General features: G+C 63.9%; 16 protein-coding genes. 8 read left to right on the top strand and 8 right to left on the bottom strand.

Going from position 1 to position 23,777, the window contains the following annotated elements; translation table 11 throughout:
- Positions 1-115 precede the first annotated feature (115 nt).
- The 3 genes from lon to O6P39_RS16700 all read left to right on the top strand — a co-directional run bounded on the left by lon (position 116) and on the right by O6P39_RS16700 (position 5,033).
- Entirely contained in the window at positions 116-2,512 is a 2,397-nt protein-coding gene (gene lon, locus O6P39_RS16710; RefSeq protein ID WP_275607614.1) for an endopeptidase La, read from the top strand.
- Between the two features lie 136 nt (positions 2,513-2,648).
- Positions 2,649-2,921, top strand: a complete 273-nt coding sequence (hupB, locus tag O6P39_RS16705) for a nucleoid-associated protein HU-beta (RefSeq protein WP_003087931.1) — start codon at positions 2,649-2,651, stop codon at positions 2,919-2,921.
- A gap of 225 nt (positions 2,922-3,146) precedes the next feature.
- Positions 3,147-5,033: a SurA N-terminal domain-containing protein gene (locus O6P39_RS16700; protein WP_275607613.1), complete on the top strand. Its 1,887-nt coding sequence runs from the start codon at positions 3,147-3,149 to the stop codon at positions 5,031-5,033.
- Between the two features lie 211 nt (positions 5,034-5,244).
- Here O6P39_RS16700 and fabI read toward each other — a convergent pair whose 3' ends face one another.
- The 8 genes from fabI to gloB all read right to left on the bottom strand — a co-directional run bounded on the left by fabI (position 5,245) and on the right by gloB (position 16,068).
- On the bottom strand, positions 5,245-6,042 hold the full coding sequence (fabI, locus tag O6P39_RS16695; RefSeq protein WP_275607612.1) for an enoyl-ACP reductase FabI: 798 nt from the start codon (positions 6,040-6,042) through the stop codon (positions 5,245-5,247).
- Positions 6,043-6,062: 20 nt separating this feature from the next.
- Positions 6,063-7,676, bottom strand: a complete 1,614-nt coding sequence (locus O6P39_RS16690) for an ABC transporter ATP-binding protein (RefSeq protein WP_275607611.1) — start codon at positions 7,674-7,676, stop codon at positions 6,063-6,065.
- Between the two features lies 1 nt (position 7,677).
- Positions 7,678-8,697 (bottom strand): ABC transporter permease, encoded by a 1,020-nt coding sequence (locus O6P39_RS16685; protein ID WP_275607610.1) that lies wholly within the window; start codon positions 8,695-8,697, stop codon positions 7,678-7,680.
- Positions 8,698-8,701: 4 nt separating this feature from the next.
- Positions 8,702-9,784 carry a microcin C ABC transporter permease YejB gene (locus tag O6P39_RS16680; RefSeq protein WP_275607609.1) on the bottom strand — a complete coding sequence of 361 codons (1,083 nt, stop codon included), beginning with the start codon at positions 9,782-9,784 and terminating at the stop codon, positions 8,702-8,704.
- The gene (locus tag O6P39_RS16675; protein WP_275607608.1) at positions 9,784-11,643 is read right to left on the bottom strand and encodes an extracellular solute-binding protein; all 1,860 of its coding nucleotides are present in this window, start codon (positions 11,641-11,643) and stop codon (positions 9,784-9,786) included. Before O6P39_RS16675 ends, O6P39_RS16680 begins: the two co-directional genes overlap by 1 nt.
- Entirely contained in the window at positions 11,640-13,469 is a 1,830-nt protein-coding gene (locus O6P39_RS16670; protein WP_275607607.1) for an extracellular solute-binding protein, read from the bottom strand. The genes O6P39_RS16675 and O6P39_RS16670 overlap by 4 nt, the downstream gene beginning before the upstream one ends.
- A gap of 111 nt (positions 13,470-13,580) precedes the next feature.
- Entirely contained in the window at positions 13,581-15,209 is a 1,629-nt protein-coding gene (locus tag O6P39_RS16665; protein WP_275607606.1) for a LysM peptidoglycan-binding domain-containing protein, read from the bottom strand.
- A gap of 79 nt (positions 15,210-15,288) precedes the next feature.
- Positions 15,289-16,068 (bottom strand): hydroxyacylglutathione hydrolase, encoded by a 780-nt coding sequence (gene gloB / locus O6P39_RS16660; RefSeq protein ID WP_275607605.1) that lies wholly within the window; start codon positions 16,066-16,068, stop codon positions 15,289-15,291.
- 86 nt (positions 16,069-16,154) lie between these two features.
- On the opposite strand from gloB, the gene O6P39_RS16655 reads away from it, so the two are divergent.
- The 5 genes from O6P39_RS16655 (at position 16,155) to O6P39_RS16635 (ending at position 23,577) form a co-directional block, all read left to right on the top strand.
- Positions 16,155-16,916: a methyltransferase domain-containing protein gene (locus tag O6P39_RS16655; protein ID WP_207885686.1), complete on the top strand. Its 762-nt coding sequence runs from the start codon at positions 16,155-16,157 to the stop codon at positions 16,914-16,916.
- 11 nt (positions 16,917-16,927) lie between these two features.
- Positions 16,928-17,371: a ribonuclease HI gene (gene rnhA, locus O6P39_RS16650; protein ID WP_275607604.1), complete on the top strand. Its 444-nt coding sequence runs from the start codon at positions 16,928-16,930 to the stop codon at positions 17,369-17,371.
- 214 nt (positions 17,372-17,585) lie between these two features.
- A complete protein-coding gene (gene dnaQ / locus O6P39_RS16645; RefSeq protein WP_275607603.1) occupies positions 17,586-18,323 on the top strand; it encodes a DNA polymerase III subunit epsilon in 738 nt (245 codons plus the stop codon).
- A gap of 714 nt (positions 18,324-19,037) precedes the next feature.
- Entirely contained in the window at positions 19,038-21,290 is a 2,253-nt protein-coding gene (locus tag O6P39_RS16640) for an arginine/lysine/ornithine decarboxylase (protein WP_275607602.1), read from the top strand.
- Positions 21,291-21,390: 100 nt separating this feature from the next.
- Positions 21,391-23,577 carry an EAL domain-containing protein gene (locus tag O6P39_RS16635; protein WP_275607601.1) on the top strand — a complete coding sequence of 729 codons (2,187 nt, stop codon included), beginning with the start codon at positions 21,391-21,393 and terminating at the stop codon, positions 23,575-23,577.
- The last annotated feature ends 200 nt before the right edge of the window (positions 23,578-23,777 follow it).

The following is a 23,777-nucleotide window of genomic DNA, read 5'->3' as shown; positions in this document are numbered from 1 at the left end:
GGCCCCTTTTTTCTTCCCATCTACCGCGCTTGTTTTTTCCCAGTCCTAACCCCATCTTAGGCCGAAGGGTCCAATCCCATCGTTTTGGCCAAGTGCCGCTGTAGAGCCGAATATCATGAAAACACTCGTCGAGTTGCCCCTGCTCCCCCTGCGTGACGTAGTGGTGTATCCGCACATGGTCATCCCGCTGTTCGTGGGCCGTGAGAAATCTATCGAGGCCCTCGAGGCCGCCATGACCGGCGACAAGCAGATCCTGTTGCTGGCGCAGAAGAACCCGGCCGACGACGACCCGGGTGCAGACGGCCTGTATCGCATGGGTACCGTGGCCACTGTCCTGCAACTGCTTAAGCTGCCCGACGGCACCGTCAAGGTGCTGGTCGAGGGTGAGCAGCGCGGCCAGGTAGAGCGCTTCATCGATGAGGAAGCCTACTGCCGCGCGGAAGTTTCGATCATTGACGAGGCTTCCATTGGCGAGCGCGAGTCCGAAGTCTTCACCCGCAGCCTGCTGAGCCAGTTCGAGCAGTACGTACAACTGGGCAAGAAGGTCCCGGCGGAGGTTCTGTCCTCGCTCAACAGCATCGATGAACCCGGCCGCCTGGTAGATACCATGGCTGCTCACATGGCGCTGAAGATCGAGCAAAAGCAGGAAATCCTCGAGATTACCGAGCTGTCCGCCCGTGTCGAACACGTGCTCGCCATGCTGGATGCCGAAATCGACCTCCTGCAGGTCGAGAAGCGCATCCGCGGCCGCGTGAAGAAGCAGATGGAGCGCAGCCAGCGCGAGTACTACCTGAACGAGCAGATGAAGGCCATCCAGAAGGAGCTGGGTGACATCGACGAAGGCCACAACGAAGTCGAGGAGCTGAAGAAGCGCATCGACGCCGCCGGCCTGACCAAGGAGGCCATGGCCAAGGCCACTGCCGAACTGAACAAGCTCAAGCAGATGTCGCCGATGTCGGCCGAAGCCACCGTCGTGCGCTCCTACATCGACTGGCTGGTGAATGTGCCGTGGAAGGCCGAGAGCAAGGTGCGCCACGACCTGGAGAAGGCCGAGGACATCCTCGATGCGGACCACTACGGCCTGGAAGAGGTCAAGGAACGCATTCTCGAGTATCTCGCCGTGCAGAAGCGCGTGAAGAAGCTCAAGGGGCCGGTGCTTTGCCTGGTTGGTCCGCCCGGCGTGGGCAAGACCTCGCTGGCGGAATCCATCGCTCGCGCCACCAACCGCAAGTTCGTGCGCATGGCCCTGGGTGGCGTGCGTGACGAGGCTGAAATCCGCGGTCACCGCCGTACCTATATCGGCTCCATGCCCGGTCGCCTGATCCAGAAGATGACCAAGGTGGGCGTGCGCAACCCGCTGTTCCTGCTCGACGAGATCGACAAGATGGGCAGCGACATGCGCGGTGATCCGGCTTCGGCGCTGCTGGAGGTCCTCGACCCGGAACAGAATCACAACTTCAACGATCACTATCTTGAAGTCGACTACGACCTGTCCGACGTGATGTTCCTTTGCACGGCGAACTCCATGAACATTCCGGCGCCGCTGCTGGACCGCATGGAAGTGATTCGTCTGCCGGGCTACACCGAAGACGAGAAGGTCAACATCGCTTCGAAATATCTTGTGCCAAAACAGACTGCGGCCAATGGTCTGAAGAAGGGCGAGCTGACCTTCGAAGAGGCGGCGACCCGCGACATCATTCGCTACTACACCCGTGAAGCCGGTGTGCGGAGCCTGGAACGCCAGATCGCCAAGGTCTGCCGCAAGGCGGTGAAGGAGGGCATCAAGGCCAAGCGTATCGACGCCAAGGTGACTCCGGAAAACCTGGAAAACTACCTGGGTGTGCGCAAGTTCCGCTATGGTCTGGCTGAGCAGCAGGATCAGATCGGTCAGGTGACCGGCCTGGCCTGGACCCAGGTGGGCGGCGAGCTACTGACCATCGAGTCGGCCATCGTTCCCGGCAAGGGCGCGCTGACCAAGACCGGCTCGCTGGGCGACGTGATGGCCGAATCCATCACTGCCGCGCTGACCGTTGTGCGCAGCCGGGCGAAGAGCCTGGGGATTCCGGCGGACTTCCACGAAAAGCACGATATCCATATTCACGTGCCCGAAGGCGCTACGCCGAAGGATGGTCCGAGCGCCGGTATCGGTATGTGCACCGCGCTGGTTTCTGCCATTACCCAGATTCCGGTTCGGGCCGATGTTGCCATGACGGGTGAAATCACCCTGCGGGGTCAGGTGCTGGCCATTGGTGGCCTGAAGGAAAAACTTCTGGCTGCGCACCGGGGTGGAATCAAGACCGTGATCATCCCTGAGGAAAATGTCCGAGATCTTAGGGAAATTCCGGATAATATTAAGGCCGATCTCGTTATTAAACCGGTTAAATGGATTGACGAGGTCCTGCAAATTGCGCTGCAATACGCGCCGGAGCCCTTGCCCGATGCGGCTCCCGAGATGGTTGCAAAGGATGAGAAACGCGAGTCTGATTCCAAGGAGCGAATCAGCACGCATTAGTTGGGGGGCTTTCTTGACACTGTTTTTGAGCCCTTGTTATAAAGCGGCACTTGCTTTGTCAGTTGGCAAACCAGCACCTGCTTTTGCTTACACCTAACACATAGAAACATACTCAACAGAAATAAGGGGACTTAGAGTGAACAAGTCGGAACTGATCGATGCTATCGCCGCATCTGCTGATATCCCGAAAGCTGTTGCCGGTCGCGCTCTGGACGCGGTGATCGAGTCTGTAACTGGCGCCCTGAAGGCTGGTGACTCCGTCGTACTGGTCGGCTTCGGCACCTTCGCCGTGAAAGAGCGTGCTGCTCGCACCGGTCGTAACCCGCAAACCGGCAAGCCGATCAAGATCGCTGCTGCTAAGATCCCGGGCTTCAAGGCCGGTAAAGCCCTCAAGGATGCTGTAAACTAAGCGTCTTTTTGGACTAGACCTGGATCGGCTCAGCTTCGGTTGAGTCGATCACGGAGCGACGACCCTACGGGCTTTGGCTGGTAGGAATCGTCAGGGGTCACGGGCAAATGCCCGCAAGCTCCACCAGTTACGAGAAGGCGCATCCTCGGATGCGCCTTTCTTATATCCGCCTTTTCCACGCCGCGCCGCCATTGACGGCAGGCCGTGGCCGCGTTCGGGGGCCGCATGCTGCAAAACATCAGGGACAATTCTCAGGGTTGGATCACCAAGACCATCCTGGGGGTGATCGTTGTCCTCATGGCTTTGACCGGGTTCGATCAGATCATTCGCGCAACCCACCACGAGAACGTCGCCGCTCAGGTCAATGGTGACGACATCGGTCTGCCTGAGGTGCAGCAGGCCGTGGACATGCAGCGTCGCCAGCTGATGCAGCGTCTGGGCAAGGACTTCGATGCCTCCATGCTCGACGACAAGTTGCTCAAGGACTCCGCACTGAAGTCGCTCATCGAGCGCAAGCTGGTCCTGCAGGCCGCCCAGAAGGACAAGTTCGCCTTCTCGCAGCAGGCGCTGGATCAACTGATCCTGCAGACCCCGGAGTTCCAGGTGGACGGCAAGTTCAACGCTGACCGCTTCGACCAGGTCATTCGCCAGATGGGCTACAGCCGCATGCAGTTCCGCCAGATGTTCGGCGAGGAAATGCTGATCGGCCAACTGCGTGCGGGCATCGCGGGCACCGGCTTCGTCACCGACGACGAGCTGAAGGCCTTCGCCCGCCTGGAGAAGCAAACCCGTGACTTCGCGACCCTGACCCTCAAGGCCGATCCGTCCAAGAGCAAGGTCGAGGACAGCGAGATCAAGGCGTACTACGACGCCCACAGCACCGAGTTCATGACCCCCGAGCAGGTCACCATCGACTACGTCGAGCTGAAGAAGTCCGCTTTCTTCGATCAGGTCTCGGTGAAGAAGGAAGACCTCGATGCCCTGTACCAGAAGGAAATCGCCGGTCTCGCCGAGCAGCGTGACGCCGCGCATATCCTGATCGAGGTGAACGACAAGCAGAACGACCAGCAGGCCAAGGCCAAGATTGACGAGATCAAGGCCCGCCTGGACAAGGGCGAGGACTTTGCCAAGCTGGCGAAAGAGCTGTCCAACGATGTCGGTTCCGCTGCCAATGGTGGCGATCTGGGCTACGCCGGCCGTGGTGTGTATGACCCGGCCTTCGAAGACGCACTGTATGCGTTGAAGAAGGACGAGGTTTCGGCCCCGGTGAAAACCCCCTACGGTTGGCACCTGATCAAGCTGTTGGGCGTCGAGGCGCCGGACGTTCCGAGCTTCGACAGCCTGAAGCCGAAGCTGGAGCAGGAAGTGAAGACCCAGCTCGTCGAGCAGCGCTTCGTCGATGCTACCAAGCAGCTGGAAAGCGCCGCCTACGAGGCGTCCGATCTGTCCCAGCCGGCCCAGGACATGGGGCTGAAGGTACAGACCAGCAAACCGTTCGGTCGCGAAGGCGGCGAGGGCGTGACCGCGAACCGTCAGGTCATCCAGTCGGCGTTCAGCCCCGAGGTAATGGAAGACGGTGCCAACAGCGGCGCCATCGAGCTGGATCCGGACACCGTGGTCGTGCTGCGGGTCAAGGAGCATCACAAGCCTGAGCAGGAAACCCTGGAGCAGGTGAGCGCGACCATCCGCACCCGTCTGCAGCAGGAACATGCCGCTGCCGATGCCAAAACGCGCGGTGAAGCGCTGCTTGCCAGTCTGCGCGATGGCAAGACTCCGCTGAACCAGGATCAGGAAGGCCAGAGCTGGAAAGTGGTGGAAGCCGCTTCCCGCAGCCAGGAAGGCGTCGAGCCGGTCGTGCTGCAGAGCGTATTCCGCATGGCCCATCCGGCTTCGGCCGACAAGCCGAGCCTGTCCGGCGTGGCGCTGCCCAATGGCGACTTCGTGCTGGTGCGTCTCTCCGGTGTCAGCGAGCCGGAAGCCAAGATGACCGACGAAGAGAAGGCCATGTACCAGCGCTTCCTCGCGTCGCGCAGCGGCCAGGAAGACTTCGCTGCCTTCCGCCGCCAACTGGAGGCGCAGGCGAAAGTCGAGAAGTTCGACAACGCCAAGTGATGATCGACCCGGGCTGCCTTCCGCAGCCTGGTGTTGGAAAAGAAAAAAGGCCGCAGATGCGGCCTTTTTTCATGGGCAGGTGGTTTTTCGTAGGAGCGAGCTTGCTCGCAAACAAATTCCCGGTGGCACCAGCGCCAAGCGGGTTCGCGAGCAAGCTCGCTCCTACAACAAGGCCTACAAAAAGCCGCCCATCGGGCGGCTTTTTCGTGGGTTACTCGTCTTCCAGAGGTCCCATGGCTGTGGTGTTGAAGCCACCGTCGACATAGAGGATTTCACCGCTGATGCCACTGGCCAGGTCGGAACAGAGGAACGCGCCGGCGTTGCCGACCTCCTCGATGGTGACGTTGCGGCGCAGGGGTGTCTGCCGTTCACTGGCGGCGAGCATCCTGCGGAAGCTCTTGATCCCCGAGGCGGCCAGGGTGCGGATGGGGCCGGCAGAAACGGCGTTGACGCGGGTGCCTTCCGGGCCGAGGCTGCTGGCCAGGTAGCGGACGCCGGCCTCCAGGCTGGCCTTGGCCATGCCCATCACGTTGTAGTTGGGCAGGGTGCGTTCGGCACCGAGGTAGGAGAGGGTCAGCAGGCTGCCGTTGCGGCCTTTCATCATGCCGCGGCCAGCCTTGGCCAGGGCGATGAAACTGTAGGCGCTGATATCGTGGGCAATCTTGAAGCCGTCGCGAGTGGTGACTTCGGTGAAGTCGCCGTCGAGCTGGTCGCTGGGGGCGAAGCCCACGGAGTGGACGATGATGTCCAGACCGTCCCAGTGCTTGCCCAATTCGGTGAACACCGCTTCGATATCGGCGTCGCTGGCGACGTCACAGGGGAAGCACAGCTCGGCGCGGGAGCCCCAGCCGGAGGCGAATTCCTCGACGCGCCCCTTGAGCTTGTCGTTCTGGTAGGTGAATGCCAGCTCCGCGCCTTCACGGTGCATCGCGGCGGCGATGCCGGAGGCGATGGAGAGTTTGCTGGCGACGCCGACGATCAGCGCGCGTTTACCTGCAAGAAATCCCACGGGTGGTCCTCCTTCCGGTCTCAGTGGGGTTGCGCCGGAACCATGAAGGCGGCTTCCAGCAGTTGCTGCGTGTAGGCGTGCTGCGGCGCGGAGAAGACCTGCTGCGCCGAGCCTTGTTCGACCACCTTGCCATGGCGGATCACCATCAGCTGATGGCTCAGCGCCTTGACCACCGCCAGGTCGTGGCTGATGAACAGGTAGGTCAGGTTGTACTTGGCCTGCAGCCGGCGCAACAGTTCCACCACCTGGCGTTGCACGGTGCGGTCGAGTGCCGAGGTTGGCTCGTCCAGCAGTATCAGCGCCGGCTTGAGCACCAGCGCGCGGGCGATGGCGATGCGTTGCCGCTGTCCGCCGGAGAATTCGTGGGGGTAGCGGTGTCGGGTATCCGGATCGAGGCCGACTTCCTTCAGCGCATCGATGATGGCCTGTTCGCGCTCTTCAGGCGTGCCAATGTCGTGGATGTCCAGGCCTTCGCCAACGATCTGGCCCACGGACATGCGTGGACTGAGGCTGCCGAAGGGGTCCTGGAAGACCACCTGCATTTCGCGCCGCAAGGGGCGTACCTGGCTCTGGTTCATGTCCTCCAGGTCGTTGCCCTCGAAGCGGATGCCGCCACGACTGTTGATCAGGCGCAGGATGGCCAGGCCCAGGGTGGACTTGCCTGAACCGCTCTCGCCGACAATGCCCAGGGTCTGCCCACGGGGCAGGCTGAAATCGATGCCGTCCACCGCCTTGACGTGATCTACGGTGCGGCGGAACACGCCTTTCTTGATCGGGAACCAGACCCGCAGATCGTTCACGTCCAGCAGCACCGGGCCAGGCGGGTTGTCGGCCGGATTGCCGCTGGGCTCCGCGCCCAGCAGTTCCCGGGTGTAGGGGTGCTGGGGCGACTCGAACAGGGTTTCGCAGGGCGCCTGCTCGACGATGCAGCCGTGCTGCATGACGCACACGCGGTGGGCGATGCGGCGTACCAGGTTGAGGTCATGGGTGATCAGCAGCAAGGCCATGCCCAGACGCTTCTGGAGGTCACGCAGCAAGTCGAGGATCTTCAGCTGCACGGTGACGTCCAGCGCGGTGGTTGGCTCGTCGGCGATCAGCAGCTCCGGTTCGCAGGCCAGTGCCATGGCGATCATCACCCGTTGCCGCTGGCCGCCGGAGAGCTCGTGCGGGTAGGCCTTCAGGCGGCTGGCCGGGTTGGGGATGCCGACCAGATCGAGCAGCTCCAGGGTGCGCGCCCGCGCCTGGGTCGTGTTCATGCCCTTGTGCAGGGCCAGGACTTCGCCGATCTGCTTCTCGATGGTGTGCAGCGGGTTGAGTGAGGTCATGGGTTCCTGGAACACCATGGCGATGCGGTTGCCGCGAATGCCGCGCAGCTTGCTTTCGGGCAGCTTCAACAGGTCCTTGCCGGCGTAGTGAATGCTGCCGCTGGGATGGCTGGCCGTGGGGTAGGGCAAGAGGCGCAGGATGGAGTGGGCGCTCACCGACTTGCCGGAGCCGCTTTCGCCCACCAGCGCCAGGGTCTCTCCCTTGCGGATGTCGAAGCTGATCTTCTCGACCGCATGGACCGTCTCGTTGCCGCAGAGGAAGTCCACCGAGAGGTCGCGGATTTCGATGAGGTTTTCGCTGTGGGTCATCTCACTTCCTCGGGTCGAAGGCATCACGGGCGGCTTCGCCGATGAACACCAGCAGGCTGAGCATCACCGCCAGCACCACGAAGGCGCTGATGCCGAGCCAGGGCGCCTGCAGGTTGGACTTGCCCTGGGCCACCAGCTCGCCCAGCGAGGGGGCGCCGGCGGGCAGGCCGAAGCCGAGGAAGTCCAGCGAGGTCAGGGTGCCGATGGCGCCGGTGAGAATGAACGGCATGAAGGTCAGGGTGGAGATCATCGCGTTGGGCAGGATGTGGCGGAACATGATCGCCCCGTTGCGCATGCCCAGCGCCCGTGCGGCGCGCACGTACTCCAGGTTGCGGCCGCGAAGGAACTCGGCGCGCACCACGTCCACCAGGCTCATCCAGGAGAACAGCAGCATGATCCCCAGTAGCCACCAGAAGCCAGGCTGCACGAAGCTGGCGAGGATGATCAGCAGGTAGAGCACTGGCAGGCCCGACCAGATTTCCAGGAAGCGTTGGCCGAGCAGGTCGATCCAGCCGCCGTAGAAACCCTGCAGGGCGCCCACGGTGACGCCGATGATCGAGCTGAGCACGGTGAGAGTGAGGGCGAAGAGCACCGAGATGCGGAAGCCGTAGATCACCCGCGCGAGCACGTCGCGCGCCTGGTCGTCGGTACCCAGCCAGTTCTCGCGGGTGGGCGGGGAGGGGGCGGGGACGCGCAGGTCGTAGTTGATGGTGTCGTAGCTGTAGGCAATCGGCGGCCAGAGAATCCAGCCGTCCTTCTGTGCGATCTGTTCGCGCATGTAGGGGCTCTTGTAGTTCGCCTCCATGGGGAACTCGCCGCCGAAGGCGGTTTCCGGATAGCGCTTGACCACCGGGAAGTACCAGTTGCCGTCGTAGCGGATGGCCAGCGGCTTGTCGTTGGCGATCAGCTCGGCGCCCAGGCTTGCGATGAACAGCACGAGGAACAGCCACAGCGACCACCAGCCGCGCTTGTTGGCCTTGAAGCGCGCCCAGCGGCGCTGGTTGATGGGAGACAGGCGCATCGGTTTACTCCCGGTTCTCGAAGTCGATGCGCGGATCGACCAGCGTGTAGAGGACGTCGCTGACCAGCTTCATGATCAGACCGAACAGGGTGAAGATGAACAGCGTGCCGAACACCACCGGGTAGTCGCGGTTCAGCGCCGCTTCGAAGCTGAGCAGGCCGAGGCCGTCGAGGGAGAAGATCACCTCGATCAGCAGCGCGCCGGTGAAGAAGATGCCCAGCAGCGCCGAGGGCAGGCCGGCGATGACCAGCAGCATGGCATTGCGGAACACGTGGCCATAGAGCACGCGGCGCTCGGTGAGGCCCTTGGCGCGGGCGGTGACCACGTACTGCTTGCCGATCTCGTCAAGGAAACTGTTCTTGGTCAGGAGGGTGATGGTGGCGAAGTTGCCGATCACCAGCGCGGTGATGGGCAATGCCAGGTGCCAGAAGTAATCGCGGATCTTGCCGCCCAGGCTCAGCTCGTCGAAGTTGTTCGAGGTCAATCCGCGCAAGGGGAACCAGTCCCAGTAGCTGCCTCCGGCGAACAGCACCACCAGCAGGATGGCGAAGAGGAAGGCCGGAATCGCGTAGCCGATGATGATCGCCGAGCTGGTCCAGACGTCGAAGTGGCTGCCATGACGAACCGCCTTGGCGATGCCCAGTGGGATCGACACCAGGTACATGATCAGCGTGCTCCATAGCCCGAGGGAGACGGAGACGGGGAGCTTCTCGACGATCAGGTCGGTGACCTTGGCGTCGCGGAAGAAGCTCTGGCCGAAGTCCAGGTGCAGGTAGTTCTTGAGCATGATCCAGAAGCGTTCGGGCGCCGGCTTGTCGAAGCCGTACATGCGCTCGATTTCCTTCACCAGCTCAGGGTCCAGGCCCTGGGCGCCGCGGTAGTGCGAGCCGGCCGAGGCGACTTCGCCGCCACCGCCGGAAATGCGCCCGGTGGCGCCGCCGCTGGCGGCGTCGAAGCCCTCCAGCTTGGCGATCATCTGTTCCACCGGACCGCCGGGGGCGGCCTGGATGATGATGAAGTTGATCAGCAGGATGCCAAACAGGGTGGGGATGATCAGCAGCAGGCGCCGCAGGATGTAGGCGAGCATCAGTGCGCGTCCTCTGCCTGGGCGTCATTCGCCGGGGCTTGTGCGGTGGCGTCGGTCTTGGTCGGCACTGCCTGGTCACGGGCCTGCCACCAGGTCATCAGCGCATAGCCGTAGGGCGGCAATTTCTCCGGGTGGGCGATGCGGTTCCAGTAGGCGATGCGCCAGGTGCCCAGGTACCAGTTGGGCACCACGTAGTGGCCCCAGAGCAGCGCGCGGTCGAGGGCGCGGGCGTGGCGTACCAGGCTCTCGCGGGAGTCGGCGTTGATCAACTGGTCCACCAGGGCGTCGATGCCCGGATCGCGCAGGCCGATGAAGTTGCGGCTGCCTGGCTTGTCGGCGCTGCTGGAGTGCCAGAACTCGCGTTGCTCGTTGCCCGGAGAGTTGGACTGCGGCCAACTGCTGACAATCATGTCGTAGTCCCGCGAGCGCAGGCGGTTGACGTACTGCGAGACGTCGACCCGGCGCAGCTGCATGTCGATGCCCAGCTCGGCGAGGTTGCGCTTGAAGGGCAGCAGCACGCGCTCGAAGTCGGCCTGGGCGAGCATGAACTCGAAGCTCAGCTGCTTGCCGTCGGGGCCGACCATCTTGTCGTTCTCGATCTTGTAGCCGGCATCGAGCAGCAACTGGTAGGCCTTGCGCTTCTGATCGCGGATGATGCCGCTGCCGTCGCTGGTGGGCGGCACGTAGACCTGGGTGAAGACCTGCGGCGGCAGCTTGTCGCGCAGGGGTTCGAGGATCTTCAACTCCTCGGCGTCGGGCAGTTGGTGCGCGGCCATTTCGGAGTTCTCGAAGTAGCTGCCGTCACGCAGGTAGGAGCCGAAGAACAGCTGCTTGTTGGTCCACTCGAAGTCGAACAACTGGGTGATCGCTTCGCGCACGCGCGGGTCCTGGAACACCGGACGGCGCAGGTTGAAGGCATAGCCCTGCATACCCCAGGGGTTGCCGTTGACCGGCTCCTCGCGAACGATGCGGCCGTCGCGCACCGCCGGGGAGTCGTAGGCGGTGGCCCAGTTCTTGGCGATGCGCTCGTCGTTGAAGTCGAACTGCCCGGCCTTGAACGCCTCCAGGGCGACCGTGAGGTCGCGGTAGGAGTCCACCACCACTGCGTCGAAGTTGTTGAAGCCGCGGTTCACCGGCAGCTTCTCGCCCCACCAGTCCTTCACCTTCTCGTAGCGGATCGAGCGGCCGGCGTCGACCTTGGCGATGCGGTACGGACCGCTGCCCAGCGGCGGCTCCATGCCGGTCTTGTTGAAGTCGCGGGTGGCCCACCAGTGCTTGGGCAGGATCGACAGCTGGCCGAGGATCAGCGGCAGCTCACGGTTGTTGCCGTGCTTGAAGTCGAAGCGCACCCGTAGCTTGTCTTCGGCCACCACCTTGTCGACGTCCGCGTAGTAGTTGCGGTACATCGGGTCGCCGTCCTTCATCAGGGTTTCGAAGGTGAACACCACGTCCTCGGCGGTGACGGGCGTGCCGTCCTGGAATTTCGCCTCGGGGCGCAGGAAGTAGCGCACGAAGCGGTGCTCCGGGTCCTTCTCGATCTTTTCCGCAAGCAGGCCGTATTCGGTGAAGGGCTCGTCGAGGGAGTGGAAGGTGAGGGTGTCGTAGATCAGGTTGATCTGCGGCGCGGAGTTGCCCTTGGCGATGAAGGGGTTGAGGCTGTCGAACCCGCCGAAGTCGGAGAGACGCAGGGTGCCGCCCTTGGGTGCGTCCGGATTGACGAAGTCGAAGTGCTTGAAGTCGGCCGGGTACTTCGGCGCTTCGTCATAGAGGGTGATGGCGTGCTGCGGCGCGGCCTGCGCACTGCCCAGCAGTCCCAGCAACAGGCCGGCGAACAGCGCGGCGCGGCAGGGGCTCTTCATAGGGTGTTCTCCTGATTTTTCTGCCACCAGGCGCGCAGGCCCAGGGTGTAGGGCGGCGTGGTGACGAAGGCGAAGCGGTTGCGGTACGCCAGTCGATGCTTGTTCAGGTACCAATTGGGAATGCTGTAGTGCTGCCAGAGCAGCACTCGGTCCAGGGCGCGGGCGGCGGCTTCCTGCTGGTCGCGGTCGGTGGCGCCGAGGAGTTTGTCGAGCATCGCGTCCACCACGGGGTTGGCGATGCCCGCATAGTTCTTGCTGCCCTTCACCGTCACCTGGCTGGAGTGGAAGTACTGCCATTGTTCGAGGCCGGGGCTCAGGGTCTGGGGCAGGGTCATCAGAATCATGTCGTAGTCGAACTGGTCCAGACGCTGTTTGTACTGGGCTCGGTCCACGGTACGCAAGCGCGCATCGATACCAATGCTGGCGAGATTCTCGCGGTATGGCTGGAGAATCCGTTCCAGGCTTGGGTTGACCAGCAGGATTTCGAAACGCAAGGGCTTGCCGCTGGCGTCCAGCAGGCGGTCGCCGGAGAGTTTCCAGCCGGCGTCGGCCAATAGACCCAATGCTTGGCGCAGGGTTTCCCTTGGAATGCCATGGCCTTGGGTGACCGGTACGGTGAAGGGACGGGTGAACAGCTCCTCCGGCAATTGCTTGCGGTAGGGGGAGAGCAGCAGCCACTCCTGGCCCTGGGGCACACCGGTGGCGGTGAAGTTGCTGTTGGGGTAGTAGCTGCTGGCGCGCACGTAGGCGTCGTTGAACAGCGCGCGGTTGGTCCACTCGAAGTCGAACATCATGCCGAGGGCTTCGCGCAGGCGGCGATCGGCGAAGGTCGGACGGCGCGTATTCATGAACAGCGCCTGGGTCTGGGTGGGAATCTTGTGCGGGATTTCCGCGCGAATCACATCGCCCCGGCGCAGCGCCGGGAAGTGATAGGCACTGCGCCAGTTCTTCGCCTGGTGCTCGATGTAGAAGTCGAATTCGCCGGCCTTGAAGGCTTCGAAGGCGATACCGGCATCGCGGTAGAACTCCACCTCGACGCGGTCGAAGTTGTACTTGCCGCGATTGACCGGCAGGTCCGCGCCCCACCAGTCCTTCACCCGCTCGAACACCAGTCGCCGGCCAGGGCTGACTTCGCTGATCCGGTAGGGACCGCTGCCCAGGGGCGGCTCGAAGGTGGTGGCCTGGAAGTTGCGATTCTTCCAGTAATGCTGCGGCAGCACCGGCATTTCGCCCAGGCGCAGGATCAGCAGCGGGTTGTCGTGGCGCTTGAAGACGAAGCGGATGCGCTGGGCCGAGAGGATATCGACCCGCTGCACCTCCTGCAGCGCGGTGCGGTACATCGGATGCCCGTGCTTGAGCAGGGTGCGATAGGAGAACGCCACGTCGTAGGCGGTGATCGGCTTGCCGTCGTGGAAGTGTGCCTGCGGACGCAGGTTGAATACCACCCAGCTGCGGTCTTCGGCGTACTCCACGCTGCCGGCGATCAGGCCGTAACTGGAGGCGGGCTCGTCGCCCGACGGGTCATAGAGGCCGGTACCGACCATCAGTGGCTCGTTCAGCTCGCTGACGCCGTACTGCAGGAAGTCGGCCGTGCTGATCGGCGGGCTGCCCTTGAAGGTATAGGGATTGAGCGTGTCGAAGGTCCCCAGGCCCATCAGACGCAGGGTGCCGCCCTTGGGAGCCTTGGGATTGACCCAGTCGAAATGGTCGAAGCTGGCGGGATATTTCAGGTCGCCGAACTGTGCGTAGCCGTGGCTTTCAGTGATCTGGGCTGAAGCGGGCAGACTGAGCAGCAGGCCGAGGAGCAGGAGGGGCAGGCGACGCATCGGGCGTAGGGTCCGATCCTTGGCTGGGCGAATGGCTCCGTACAGTAGCAGCTTGTCCGTGCCGCCAGAAGCCGCGCGCCGGGACATTTGCGTCACGGCGCGTGACGATGGTCAGCGGCTGGCGGTATCGAGGTAGAGCGTGAGGGTCTGGCCCGGCTTCAGGGCCTTGCCGCTGCGCGGGTTCCAGCGCTTGATGTGCTGCATTTCGACGTTGAAACGCTTGGCGATCAGGTACATCGAGTCGCCTTGCTGGACCTTGTAGTAGGTCACGTTGTCCTGCTTGCTCTTGCTGCGCGAGGCCACCTGCTGGGTTGCGGCGCTGGATCCGCCTTGCAGCTTGAGGGTCTGGCCCGGCTTGACGCCATGGCTGTCCAGGTTGTTCCAGCGCTTGATGTCGGCGACATCGACGTCGTTCTTCTTGGCGATCTGCCAGAGGGTGTCGCCGTTCTTCACGGTGTAGGTGCGGGCTGCGCCGCGAGTGGAGGTGCGCTCGACCTGTGCCAGTTGACGCGGGCTCTCCGGTTCGACGACCGGGCGGCCCGGTTGGCCGGGGATCACCAGGACCTGGCCATTGCGCAGGCGGTTGGCGCTCAGGCGGTTGGCGGACTTCAGTTCGGCGACGGTCAGGCGGTAGCGCTGGGCGATGCTGTGCAGGCTGTCACCCTTGCGCACGCGGTACTGCTTCAGGCCTTTGCTGGTCGTCGATGCGGAGGAGGCGATCGAGGCGTAGGCGCTGATCGGCTGCGGTGTCAGCGTGTCGATGCCGGCCTTCAGGGTGTCGGCCTTGTCCTTGGGCACCAGCAGATGGTGCGGGCCGTCGAGGGTCACCTTGCGCTTGAAGGCGGGGTTGAGCTGGTACAGCTCATCCTCGTCGAGGTCGGCGAGGGCGGCGACCCGCGACAGGTCGAGGCCTGGCTTGATGCGAATCGAGGTGAAGTAGGGCTCGTTGGCAATCGGGTTGAGGTTGATGCCGTAGATGGTCGGCGCGTTCACCAGTTGCGAGAGCGCCAGCAACTTGGGCACGTAATCCTGGGTTTCCTGCGGTAGCGGCAGGTTCCAGTAGTCGGTCGGCAGGCCGAGGCGCTCGTTGCGTTCGATGGCGCGGCTGACGGTGCCCTCGCCGGCGTTGTAGGCGGCCAGCGCGAGCAGCCAGTCACCGTTGAACATGTCGTGCAGGCGGGTCAGGTAGGTCAGCGCGGCGTTGGTCGACGCCTGGATGTCGCGGCGACCGTCATAGAAGTTGGTCTGGCGCAGGTTGAAGTGGGTGCCGGTGCTGGGGATGAACTGCCACAGGCCGACGGCCTGGGCGCGGGACACCGCCATCGGGTTGTAGGAGCTTTCGATGACCGGCAGCAGGGCCAGTTCCAGCGGCATGTCGCGCTCTTCCAGGCGCTCCACGACGTAGTGCATGTACGGGCTGCCGCGTTCGCTGGCGTTTTCCAGGAACGACGGGTTGCTCATGAACCACAGGCGCTGGCGTTCGATGCGCGGGTTGGTGTCGATCTGGTCCTGCAGCTGGAAGCCGACGCGCATGCGCTCCCAGATATCGTTCTGGGCGTCCGACCAGGCCGGATTGAACTTCACGTCGACGGCGCGGGTGGCATTGCGGGCCTGGCTGTCGGTGGCGACGTGCTGGGTCGACTGACAGCCGGCCAGGCCCGCGGCGAGCAGCACCACGGAAACTCGGATAGCACGAGTCAATGCGTCTAGATCGAAGGTCTTGCTGGTCTTTGGCGGCATTGGCTGATGACTATGTCCGGGGCAAAAATTTCGGGGATTCTAGGAACCGTGGTTGCCCTGGTCAAGATTTCGCCACCCCTCAGAACTGGTCCTTCCAGCGGCGAAGGGTCGCAAAGACCTCGTCCGGCGTGCGGATTTCCTGGCCATTCCGCTCGTCGGCGATTTTCTTAACGGATGTTTCCGACACACGAAGGAAGGGATTCGTCGCCCGTTCCAGGGCAATGGAGGAGGGCAGGCTGATCTTCCCCTGCTCGCGCCAGTGGCTGACCTCTTCGAAGCGCTCGCGGACCTCGGGATTCTCCGGCTCCACCGCACAGGCGAAGCGCAGGTTGCTCAGGGTGTATTCGTGGGTGCAGTAGACCTGGGTCTGACCCGGCAGCGCGGCCAGGCGGCTCAGCGAGGTGTGCATCTGCGCCGGGGTACCTTCGAACAGGCGGCCGCAGCCGGCGGCGAACAGGGTGTCGCCACAGAACAGCAGCGGCGGCTCGTGGTCCTGATTGAAGTAAGCGATATGGCCGAGCGTGTGGCCGGGAACATGGATGACTTCGAAGCTGAGGCCGAGCACTTCGACGCGGTCGCCGTCCTTGAGCGCTTCGTCGCGCGCGGGGATCTTCTCGCTGGCCGGGCCGAGCACGCGGGCGCCAGTCCTGGCCTTGAGCTCGGCGACGCCGCCGACGTGGTCGGCGTGGTGGTGGGTGACCAGGATGTCGGTCAGGGTCCAGCCGGGGTGGGTGTCCAGCCAGGCCAGTACCGGGCCGGCGTCGCCCGGGTCGACCACCGCGCACTGGCGGCGGGTTACATCCTGCAACAGCCAGAGGTAGTTGTCGGAAAAGGCGGGTAGCGCGTCTATCTGTATCATGGCCGGAAAGTCGCTAAGTAGTGGGCATTGGCGCATAGTAGTGCGGATACGCACTTTTGTGTCGCGCACTCCCACAGGGGGTAGTGATGATCGAACCCGAACCCTTCGCCCAGGCCGATGCCGACTGGCTGGAGCTGATCGCCCAGGCGCGTGACTGGCTGGCCGGTCCGATCGGCGGAATGATGCTCGCCGAAGAGCAGCAACTGCTGACCGACGAGCTGGAACGCTATTTCGGTGGTTACCTGGTGCATTACGGCCCGCACGCCGAGTTGCCGGCCAGCACCGGCAACATCCAGCGTGGCGTGCGGCTGGGGCCGCCGCTGCCGGGGGTGGAGATCGCCTGTGACGAGGCGGCCTGGCCGTTGGGCGAACATGCCGCCGACGTGGTGCTGCTGCAGCATGGCCTGGACTTCTGCCTGTCGCCGCACCGGCTGCTGCGCGAAGCCGCGCGCAGCGTACGACCGGGCGGGCACCTGCTGGTGGTCGGGGTCAATCCCTGGAGCGCCTGGGGCATCCGCCACTACTTCGCCCGCGATGCCTTGCGCCGTGCCCGCTGCATCTCGCCAACGCGGGTCTGCGACTGGCTCAACCTGCTGGGATTCGCGCTGGAGAAACGCCGCTTCGGGTGTTATCGTCCGCCGCTTGCATCGGCGAAATGGCAGGGCCGCTTGGCCCGCATGGAGACCTGGGGCCCCGTCCTGCAGGGCTCTGGCGCCGGCTTCTATCTATTGGTGGCGCGCAAGCTGGTGGTCGGTTTGAGACCCCTGCGCCAACCTCGCCGCGAGCCACGCGGGCAACTGGTGCCGCTGCCGGTGGCCAAGGTCAGCCGCCGCGATTCCGAGTCCTGAACACGAGCGATATGAGCGAAGAGAAAGTCGAGATCTACACCGACGGCGCCTGCAAGGGTAACCCGGGTCCGGGAGGTTGGGGCGCCGTGCTGTTCTACAAGGGCGCCGAGCGCGAGCTGTGGGGCGGCGAGCCGGAAACCACCAATAACCGCATGGAACTGATGGCCGCCATCATGGCCCTGGCCGCCCTCAAGCGGCATTGCGATGTGCGCATCGTCACCGACTCGCAGTACGTCATGCAGGGCATCACCGAGTGGATGGCCAACTGGAAGAAGCGCGGCTGGAAGACCGCCGCCAAGCAGCCGGTGAAGAACGCCGACCTGTGGCAGGCGCTGGACGAGCAGGTGAACCGGCATAATGTCGAGTGGCGCTGGGTGCGCGGCCATACCGGCCACCCCGGCAACGAGCGCGCCGACATGCTCGCCAACCGTGGGGTGAGCGAACTGCCGCGCTAAGAACCTGTTTACGATCTGCTGCGCGTCGGCAGAACTGCGTTAAAAACAGGCTCGGAATGCTCATTTACAGCTCGTAAACTCCGCTTCCTCGCCTGTTTTTGCCTTGTTCTGCTCTAGCTCGCAAGATCGTAAACAGATTCTAGGTATCCAGGTATCAAGATCAAGGTCGCCCGGAGTGTTTCGGGCCATCTCCGCAAAGAAGGTTTCTCACAGAATGCGCAGCGTCGTACTCGATACTGAAACGACCGGTATGCCGGTCACCGACGGTCACCGGATCATCGAGATCGGTTGCGTCGAGCTCGAAGGCCGCCGCCTCACTGGCCGGCATTTCCACGTCTACCTGCAGCCCGACCGCGAAGTGGACGAAGGCGCCATCGCGGTACACGGCATCACCAACGAATACCTGAAGGACAAGCCGCGCTTCCGCGAAGTGGCCGACGACTTCTTCGAATTCATCAACGGCGCGCAACTGATCATCCACAACGCGGCGTTCGACGTTGGCTTCATCAACAACGAATTCGCCCTGCTGGGGCAGTCCGAGCGTGCGGAAGTCGCCGACTACTGTTCGATTCTCGACACCCTGCTGATGGCCCGTGAGCGCCATCCGGGCCAGCGCAACAACCTCGACGCCCTGTGCAAGCGCTACGGTGTCGACAACTCCGGCCGCGACCTGCACGGCGCACTGCTTGACGCCGAGATCCTTGCCGACGTCTACCTGGCGATGACCGGTGGGCAGACCAGCCTGTCGCTGGCCGGCAATGGTGCAGAGGGGGACGGCAGTGGTCGCGCCACGGCTACGGCGATTCGTCGTCTGGCGGCCGAGCGCGGCCTGACCCGGGTGATCCGGGCGACCGACGCAGAGCTGGAGGCCCATATTGCACGCCTGGCGGTGATCGAGAAGTCCGCCGGCGCTCCGCCGCTGTGGGTACAGATGGAAGCGCCGAAGGAGTGATCCTTCGCGTTGCATGAGAAAAGGCCCCTGACAGGGGCCTTTTTCGTTTCGACGGGCTGTCTTCGTAGGAGCGGAGCTTGTCCGCGAAATCCTGCGCGGATGAATCCGTTCTATCCGAGAGTTGGGGATGTCTTGCGTTCGCGTAGGGGCGTACTTCGTCCGCGATGCTTCTGGTTTAGGTGGTCTGCGCCGCTTCGGCGTGCGCTGAGAGATTTTGTTTCGCCCCCTCGGGCGAGTCCCTTTTGTCAAACGACACAAAAGGAACCAAAAGGTCATGCCCCGGACATCCGGTTTTTCGCTCAGGCGAAAAATTCCCTCGCTCCATCGAAGTTTCAGGGGCACGCCACGACGGGCCATCCCTGGCCCATCGTGGCTCTCGCGACATCCATGTCGCTCATCCCCTGAAACTCCGATTCCACTCGGCCTCCTGAACGGGACGGTCTGGAGTGTGCGGAAGTTTCTCTGGAAGTCTTCAATTGCCAGAGCCAGAGCCAGAGCCAGAGCCAGAGCCAGAGCCAGAGCCAGAGCCAGAGCCAGAGCCAGAGCCAGAGCCAGAGCCAGAGCCAGAGCGTAGCGCTCGGAATTAACGGGCTGCACCTGTCACCCACGCGACGTTTTATTACAGCCGTCAGCCGACCGCATTCCCCTACATTTCGTGAGTCCATACTCTAGTGAGGATCGACGCCAGCAGAGCGTCCGCCTCAGGGGCTCACAATGTATAAAGACCTCAAGTTCCCCATCCTCATCGTTCACCGCGACATCAAGGCCGACACCGTCGCCGGCGATCGCGTCCGCGACATCGCCCGCGAGCTGGAGCAGGACGGCTTCACCATTCTTTCTACCGCCAGCTCCGCCGAGGGACGCATCGTCGCCTCGACCCACCATGGGTTGGCCTGCATTCTGGTTGCCGCCGAGGGGGCGGGGGAGAACCAGCGCTTGTTGCAGGATGTGGTGGAGCTGATCCGCATGGCGCGGGTGAGGGCGCCGCAACTGCCGATCTTCGCCCTCGGCGAGCAGATGACCATCGAGAACGCGCCGGCCGAGTCCATGGCCGACCTGCACCAGCTTCGCGGCATCCTCTACCTGTTCGAAGACACCGTGCCCTTCCTCGCCCGCCAGGTCAGCCGCGCCGCGCGCAAGTACCTGGAAGGCCTGTTGCCGCCGTTCTTCCGTGCCCTGGTGGAGCATACCGCGCAGTCCAACTATTCCTGGCACACGCCCGGCCACGGCGGTGGCGTGGCCTATCGCAAGAGCCCGGTGGGGCAGGCGTTCCACCAGTTCTTCGGGGAGAACACCCTGCGCTCGGACCTCTCGGTCTCGGTGCCGGAGCTCGGCTCGCTGCTCGACCACACCGGCCCTCTGGCCGAGGCGGAGGCCCGTGCGGCGCGCAATTTCGGCGCCGACCACACCTTCTTCGTGATCAATGGCACCTCGACGGCGAACAAGATCGTCTGGCACTCCATGGTTTGCCGCGACGACCTGGTGCTGGTGGATCGCAACTGCCACAAGTCGATCCTGCACGCGATCATCATGACCGGCGCGATTCCGCTCTACCTGATGCCGGAACGCAATGAACTGGGCATCATCGGGCCGATCCCGCTGTCCGAGTTCAGCCGCGAGTCGATTGCCGCGAAGATCGCCGCCAGCCCGCTGGCGCGGGGGCGCGAACCCAAGGTCCGGCTGGCGGTGGTGACCAACTCCACCTACGACGGCCTCTGCTACAACGCCGAGATGATCAAGCAGGCGCTGGGGGACAGTGTCGAGGTGCTGCATTTCGACGAAGCCTGGTACGCCTATGCGGCCTTCCATGATTTCTACGATGGACGCTACGGCATGGGGACGAGCCGCCAGGACAGCGGCCCGCTGGTATTCACCACCCATTCCACCCACAAGATGCTCGCCGCCTTCAGCCAGGCCTCGATGATCCACGTGCAGGACGGCGGCGCTCGGCGCTTTGACCGGGCGCGCTTCAACGAAGCCTTCATGATGCACATCTCCACCTCGCCGCAGTACGGCATCATCGCCTCGCTGGATGTGGCCTCGGCGATGATGGAAGGCCCGGCGGGGAGCTCGCTGATCCAGGAAACCTTCGACGAGGCGCTGAGCTTCCGCCGCGCCCTGGCCAACGTGCAGCAGAACCTTGCCGAGGACGACTGGTGGTTCTGTGTCTGGCAGCCGCCGGGCGTGGAGGGCACCGACGAGGTGAGGACCCGCGACTGGGTGCTGGAGCCCAATGCCGACTGGCATGGCTTCGGCGACGCGGTCGAGGACTACGTACTGCTCGATCCGATCAAGGTCACCCTGGCCACGCCCGGCCTCACCGCCGGCGGGCGGCTGGACGCGCGGGGTATTCCCGCTGCGGTGGTCAGTCGCTTCCTCTGGGAGCGCGGGCTGGTGGTGGAGAAGACCGGCCTGTACTCCTTCCTGGTGCTGTTCTCCATGGGCGTGACCAAGGGCAAGTGGAGCACCCTGGTGACCGAGTTGCTGGAGTTCAAGCGCAGCTACGACGCCAACCAGCCGCTGGCCGATGCACTGCCCAGCGTCGCCCAGGCAGGCGGGGCGCGCTATGCCGGCATGGGCTTGCGCGATCTGTGCGACGAGCTCCACCACTGCTACCGCGACCACGCCACCGCCAAGGCGATGAAACGCATGTACACCGTGCTGCCGGAAATCGCCATGCGCCCGGCCGATGCCTACGCGCAGCTGGTGCGCGGGGAAGTGGAGGCGGTGCCCATCGATCAGTTGCTGGGGCGTATCGCGGCGGTGATGCTGGTGCCTTATCCGCCGGGTATCCCGCTGATCATGCCGGGCGAGCGGTTCACCGAGTCCACCCGCTCGATCCTAGACTACCTGGCCTTCGCGCAGAGCTTCGAGCGTAATTTCCCCGGCTTCGACTCGGACGTGCACGGCCTGCAGGTCCACGAGGTGAACGGTGAGCGGCGCTACACCGTGGAGTGCTGCAAGTGACGGGAGGGCCCTGACGCGCGGGGCCCGCCGCTTTTCAAAAGACCAACTATTCTTGTCGGGATCGGTACAGGGAGAAACGAGGAAAAAGGGAGGTTTCCCCATGCGCTGTCCCTCGGCACTGCCGAACGAAAGCGAACGCCTGAGCGCACTTTCCGACTACGGGTTCGACGATGAAGCCCTGCTGCCCAGCCTGGACCCGGTGGTGCAGATTGCCGTGCGCATGTTCGGCATGCCGGTGGCCGCAGTGAACATGATCGGCAGCGATCACGTGTTCTTTGCCGCGGCCACGGGCATCGGCGAGGTGGACATGGGGCGCGACGTGTCCTTCTGCGCCCACGCCATTACCCAGAACGAGGTGATGGTGGTGCCCGATGCCCGCACTGACGAGCGTTTCCACGACAACCCGCTGGTGACCCAGCCTTCGGGCATCCGCTTCTACGCGGGTGTGCCGCTGCTGTCGGTGGAAGGCCATGCGCTGGGCGCCCTGTGCATCATCGACAGCCAGCCCCATGAGGACTTCTCCGGTGACGACCGGGAGCGCCTGCGCGAACTGGCACGCATGGCGGCTGACCGCCTGGAGCTGCGCCGTATCGAAGTGATGTCGGCGCGCACCCGGCCGCTGTTCGAGGAATACGCCGGCAGTTCGCCCACGCCGGTTGTCTGGTTCGACTGCTGGGGCGAGATCGTGGCCTGGAACGAGGCGGCCGCCGATCTCTACGGCTACGCGCTGGATGAAGGGGCGGGGCAGGCATTCGAGCTGCTGCTGGCGGAGCGCGGTCGCGCGGCGTTCCGTAGCCTGATCAACCGCGCCAGCGACGCTACCTCGCTGGACGGCATGGACGTGCCGGCGGAAGTCACCGGCGTGCGCCAGGACGGCACCGAGCTGGCCCTGGGGCTGACGCTGTTCTGCTGGACGGAAAAGGGCAAGCTCAAGTTCGAGGCGGTGCTCAAGGACCTGACGGCGTTGCATCAGGAAGAGGAGGCGCTGCGCCAGTTGGCCAGTGTCGACGTGCTCACCGGGCTGGCCAACCGGGGCCGGTTCTACCGGGTTACGGAAGACATCCTGGTGCAGTCGCGCCCGGCGGCGGTACTGATGATCGATCTGGATGGCTTCAAGGACGTCAACGACTCGCTGGGACATGCGGTGGGCGATGGCATCCTGCGCGAGGTCGCTGCGCGCCTGGAGCGATTGGCCAGCGTCGGCGCCACGGTGGCGCGCATCGGTGGTGACGAGTTCGCCATCCTCGAACCGAACCTGATCTCGCCGGAGCAGGCCATGCGCCTGGCCCAGGCAGCCATTACCCGTATCGCCGAGCCCATCGTCATCGATGCCCACGAAGTGCGGGTGGCCGCCAGTTGTGGTGTGGCGTTGGCGCCGCTGCACGCCCAGGAAGCGCTGGAGCTGGTCGGCGATGCGGACCTGGCGCTGTTCAAGGCCAAGAGCAGCGGCCGTGGCCACGCCTTCGTCTTCGTTCCGGCCCTCAAGATGGAAGCGGCGGCGCGGCACCTGTATGGCATGGAATTGCACCGTGCCGTGGCCAACGGGGAATTCCTGCTGTACTACCAGCCCCAGGTGAGCCTGCGCGACGGTTCCCTGCGCGGGGCGGAAGCGCTGATTCGCTGGCAGCACCCGCAGCGCGGACTGTTGTCCCCGGCGGCCTTCCTGCCGTCCCTGGAAGGTGGACCGCTGGCGGCCATCGTTGGCGCCTGGATTCTCGACGAAGCCTGCGCCCGGGTCGCCTACTGGCGCCGCAACGGCATGCCGCAGATACGCATCGGGGTGAACCTGTTCGGTGCGCAGTTCCGCATGGGCAACCTGGTCTCCCAGGTGCTCGACGTGCTGGAGCGTCACGGCCTGCCGGCCGACGCGCTGGAGCTGGAGATCACCGAGAACATCGTGCTCAACCACGACGACGTGGTGCTCAATACCCTGCGTACGCTGCGCAGCCATGGCGTGGGGCTCGCCTTCGACGACTTCGGCACTGGCTACGCCTCGCTGAGCCTGCTCAAAACCTATCCGCTGAGCCGGATCAAGATCGACCGCTCCTTCGTGATCGGCATGCTGGAATCCCAGCAGGACCTCTCGGTGATCCGGGCGATCCTCGACATGGCCCGCAGCTTCGACCTCGAGACCATTGCCGAAGGCATTGAAACGTCGGCCCAGCGGGATCGTCTGCGCGCCGAGCACTGTGCGGAGGGGCAGGGCTACCTGTTCGCCAAGCCGATGCCGGCCAACCTGTTCGAGCAGGTCTTCGGCATCGGTGCTCGCCAGTCAGGCTCCGCCTAGCGACCTGAGGTGAATTTTCGCAGCGTGGATTGATCTCGCTCCGGGAAAACGCTCGAAGCTTGCACATTCGCGGCGGAAACTGTTTCCTCCTTGGCCCTGTGCTGTCTACCCTGTAGGGCAGATCGGAACTTCGAGTCCGAATCCGGAGGCCATCGCCATGAGCGGCACGGCAGGTTGGAAGCAATAGAACAGAGCCGCAG

It is taken from the genome of Pseudomonas sp. PSE14, from assembly GCF_029203285.1.
GTDB lineage: Bacteria > Pseudomonadota > Gammaproteobacteria > Pseudomonadales > Pseudomonadaceae > Pseudomonas.
This window is presented reverse-complemented; position numbering and strand designations above follow the sequence as displayed.

What these genes read in the sequence shown, in the direction of transcription:
- lon (WP_275607614.1), top strand. Translation starts at nt 116, where the DNA reads ATGAAAACACTCGTCGAGTTGCCCCTGCTCCCCCTGCGTGACGTAGTG.
- O6P39_RS16700 (WP_275607613.1), top strand. Translation starts at nt 3,147, where the DNA reads ATGCTGCAAAACATCAGGGACAATTCTCAGGGTTGGATCACCAAGACC.
- O6P39_RS16690 (WP_275607611.1), bottom strand. Translation starts at nt 7,676, where the DNA reads ATGACCCACAGCGAAAACCTCATCGAAATCCGCGACCTCTCGGTGGAC.
- O6P39_RS16685 (WP_275607610.1), bottom strand. Translation starts at nt 8,697, where the DNA reads ATGCGCCTGTCTCCCATCAACCAGCGCCGCTGGGCGCGCTTCAAGGCC.
- O6P39_RS16680 (WP_275607609.1), bottom strand. Translation starts at nt 9,784, where the DNA reads ATGCTCGCCTACATCCTGCGGCGCCTGCTGCTGATCATCCCCACCCTG.
- O6P39_RS16675 (WP_275607608.1), bottom strand. Translation starts at nt 11,643, where the DNA reads ATGAAGAGCCCCTGCCGCGCCGCGCTGTTCGCCGGCCTGTTGCTGGGA.
- O6P39_RS16670 (WP_275607607.1), bottom strand. Translation starts at nt 13,469, where the DNA reads ATGCGTCGCCTGCCCCTCCTGCTCCTCGGCCTGCTGCTCAGTCTGCCC.
- O6P39_RS16665 (WP_275607606.1), bottom strand. Translation starts at nt 15,209, where the DNA reads ATGCCGCCAAAGACCAGCAAGACCTTCGATCTAGACGCATTGACTCGT.
- gloB (WP_275607605.1), bottom strand. Translation starts at nt 16,068, where the DNA reads ATGATACAGATAGACGCGCTACCCGCCTTTTCCGACAACTACCTCTGG.
- O6P39_RS16655 (WP_207885686.1), top strand. Translation starts at nt 16,155, where the DNA reads ATGATCGAACCCGAACCCTTCGCCCAGGCCGATGCCGACTGGCTGGAG.
- rnhA (WP_275607604.1), top strand. Translation starts at nt 16,928, where the DNA reads ATGAGCGAAGAGAAAGTCGAGATCTACACCGACGGCGCCTGCAAGGGT.
- dnaQ (WP_275607603.1), top strand. Translation starts at nt 17,586, where the DNA reads ATGCGCAGCGTCGTACTCGATACTGAAACGACCGGTATGCCGGTCACC.
- O6P39_RS16640 (WP_275607602.1), top strand. Translation starts at nt 19,038, where the DNA reads ATGTATAAAGACCTCAAGTTCCCCATCCTCATCGTTCACCGCGACATC.
- O6P39_RS16635 (WP_275607601.1), top strand. Translation starts at nt 21,391, where the DNA reads ATGCGCTGTCCCTCGGCACTGCCGAACGAAAGCGAACGCCTGAGCGCA.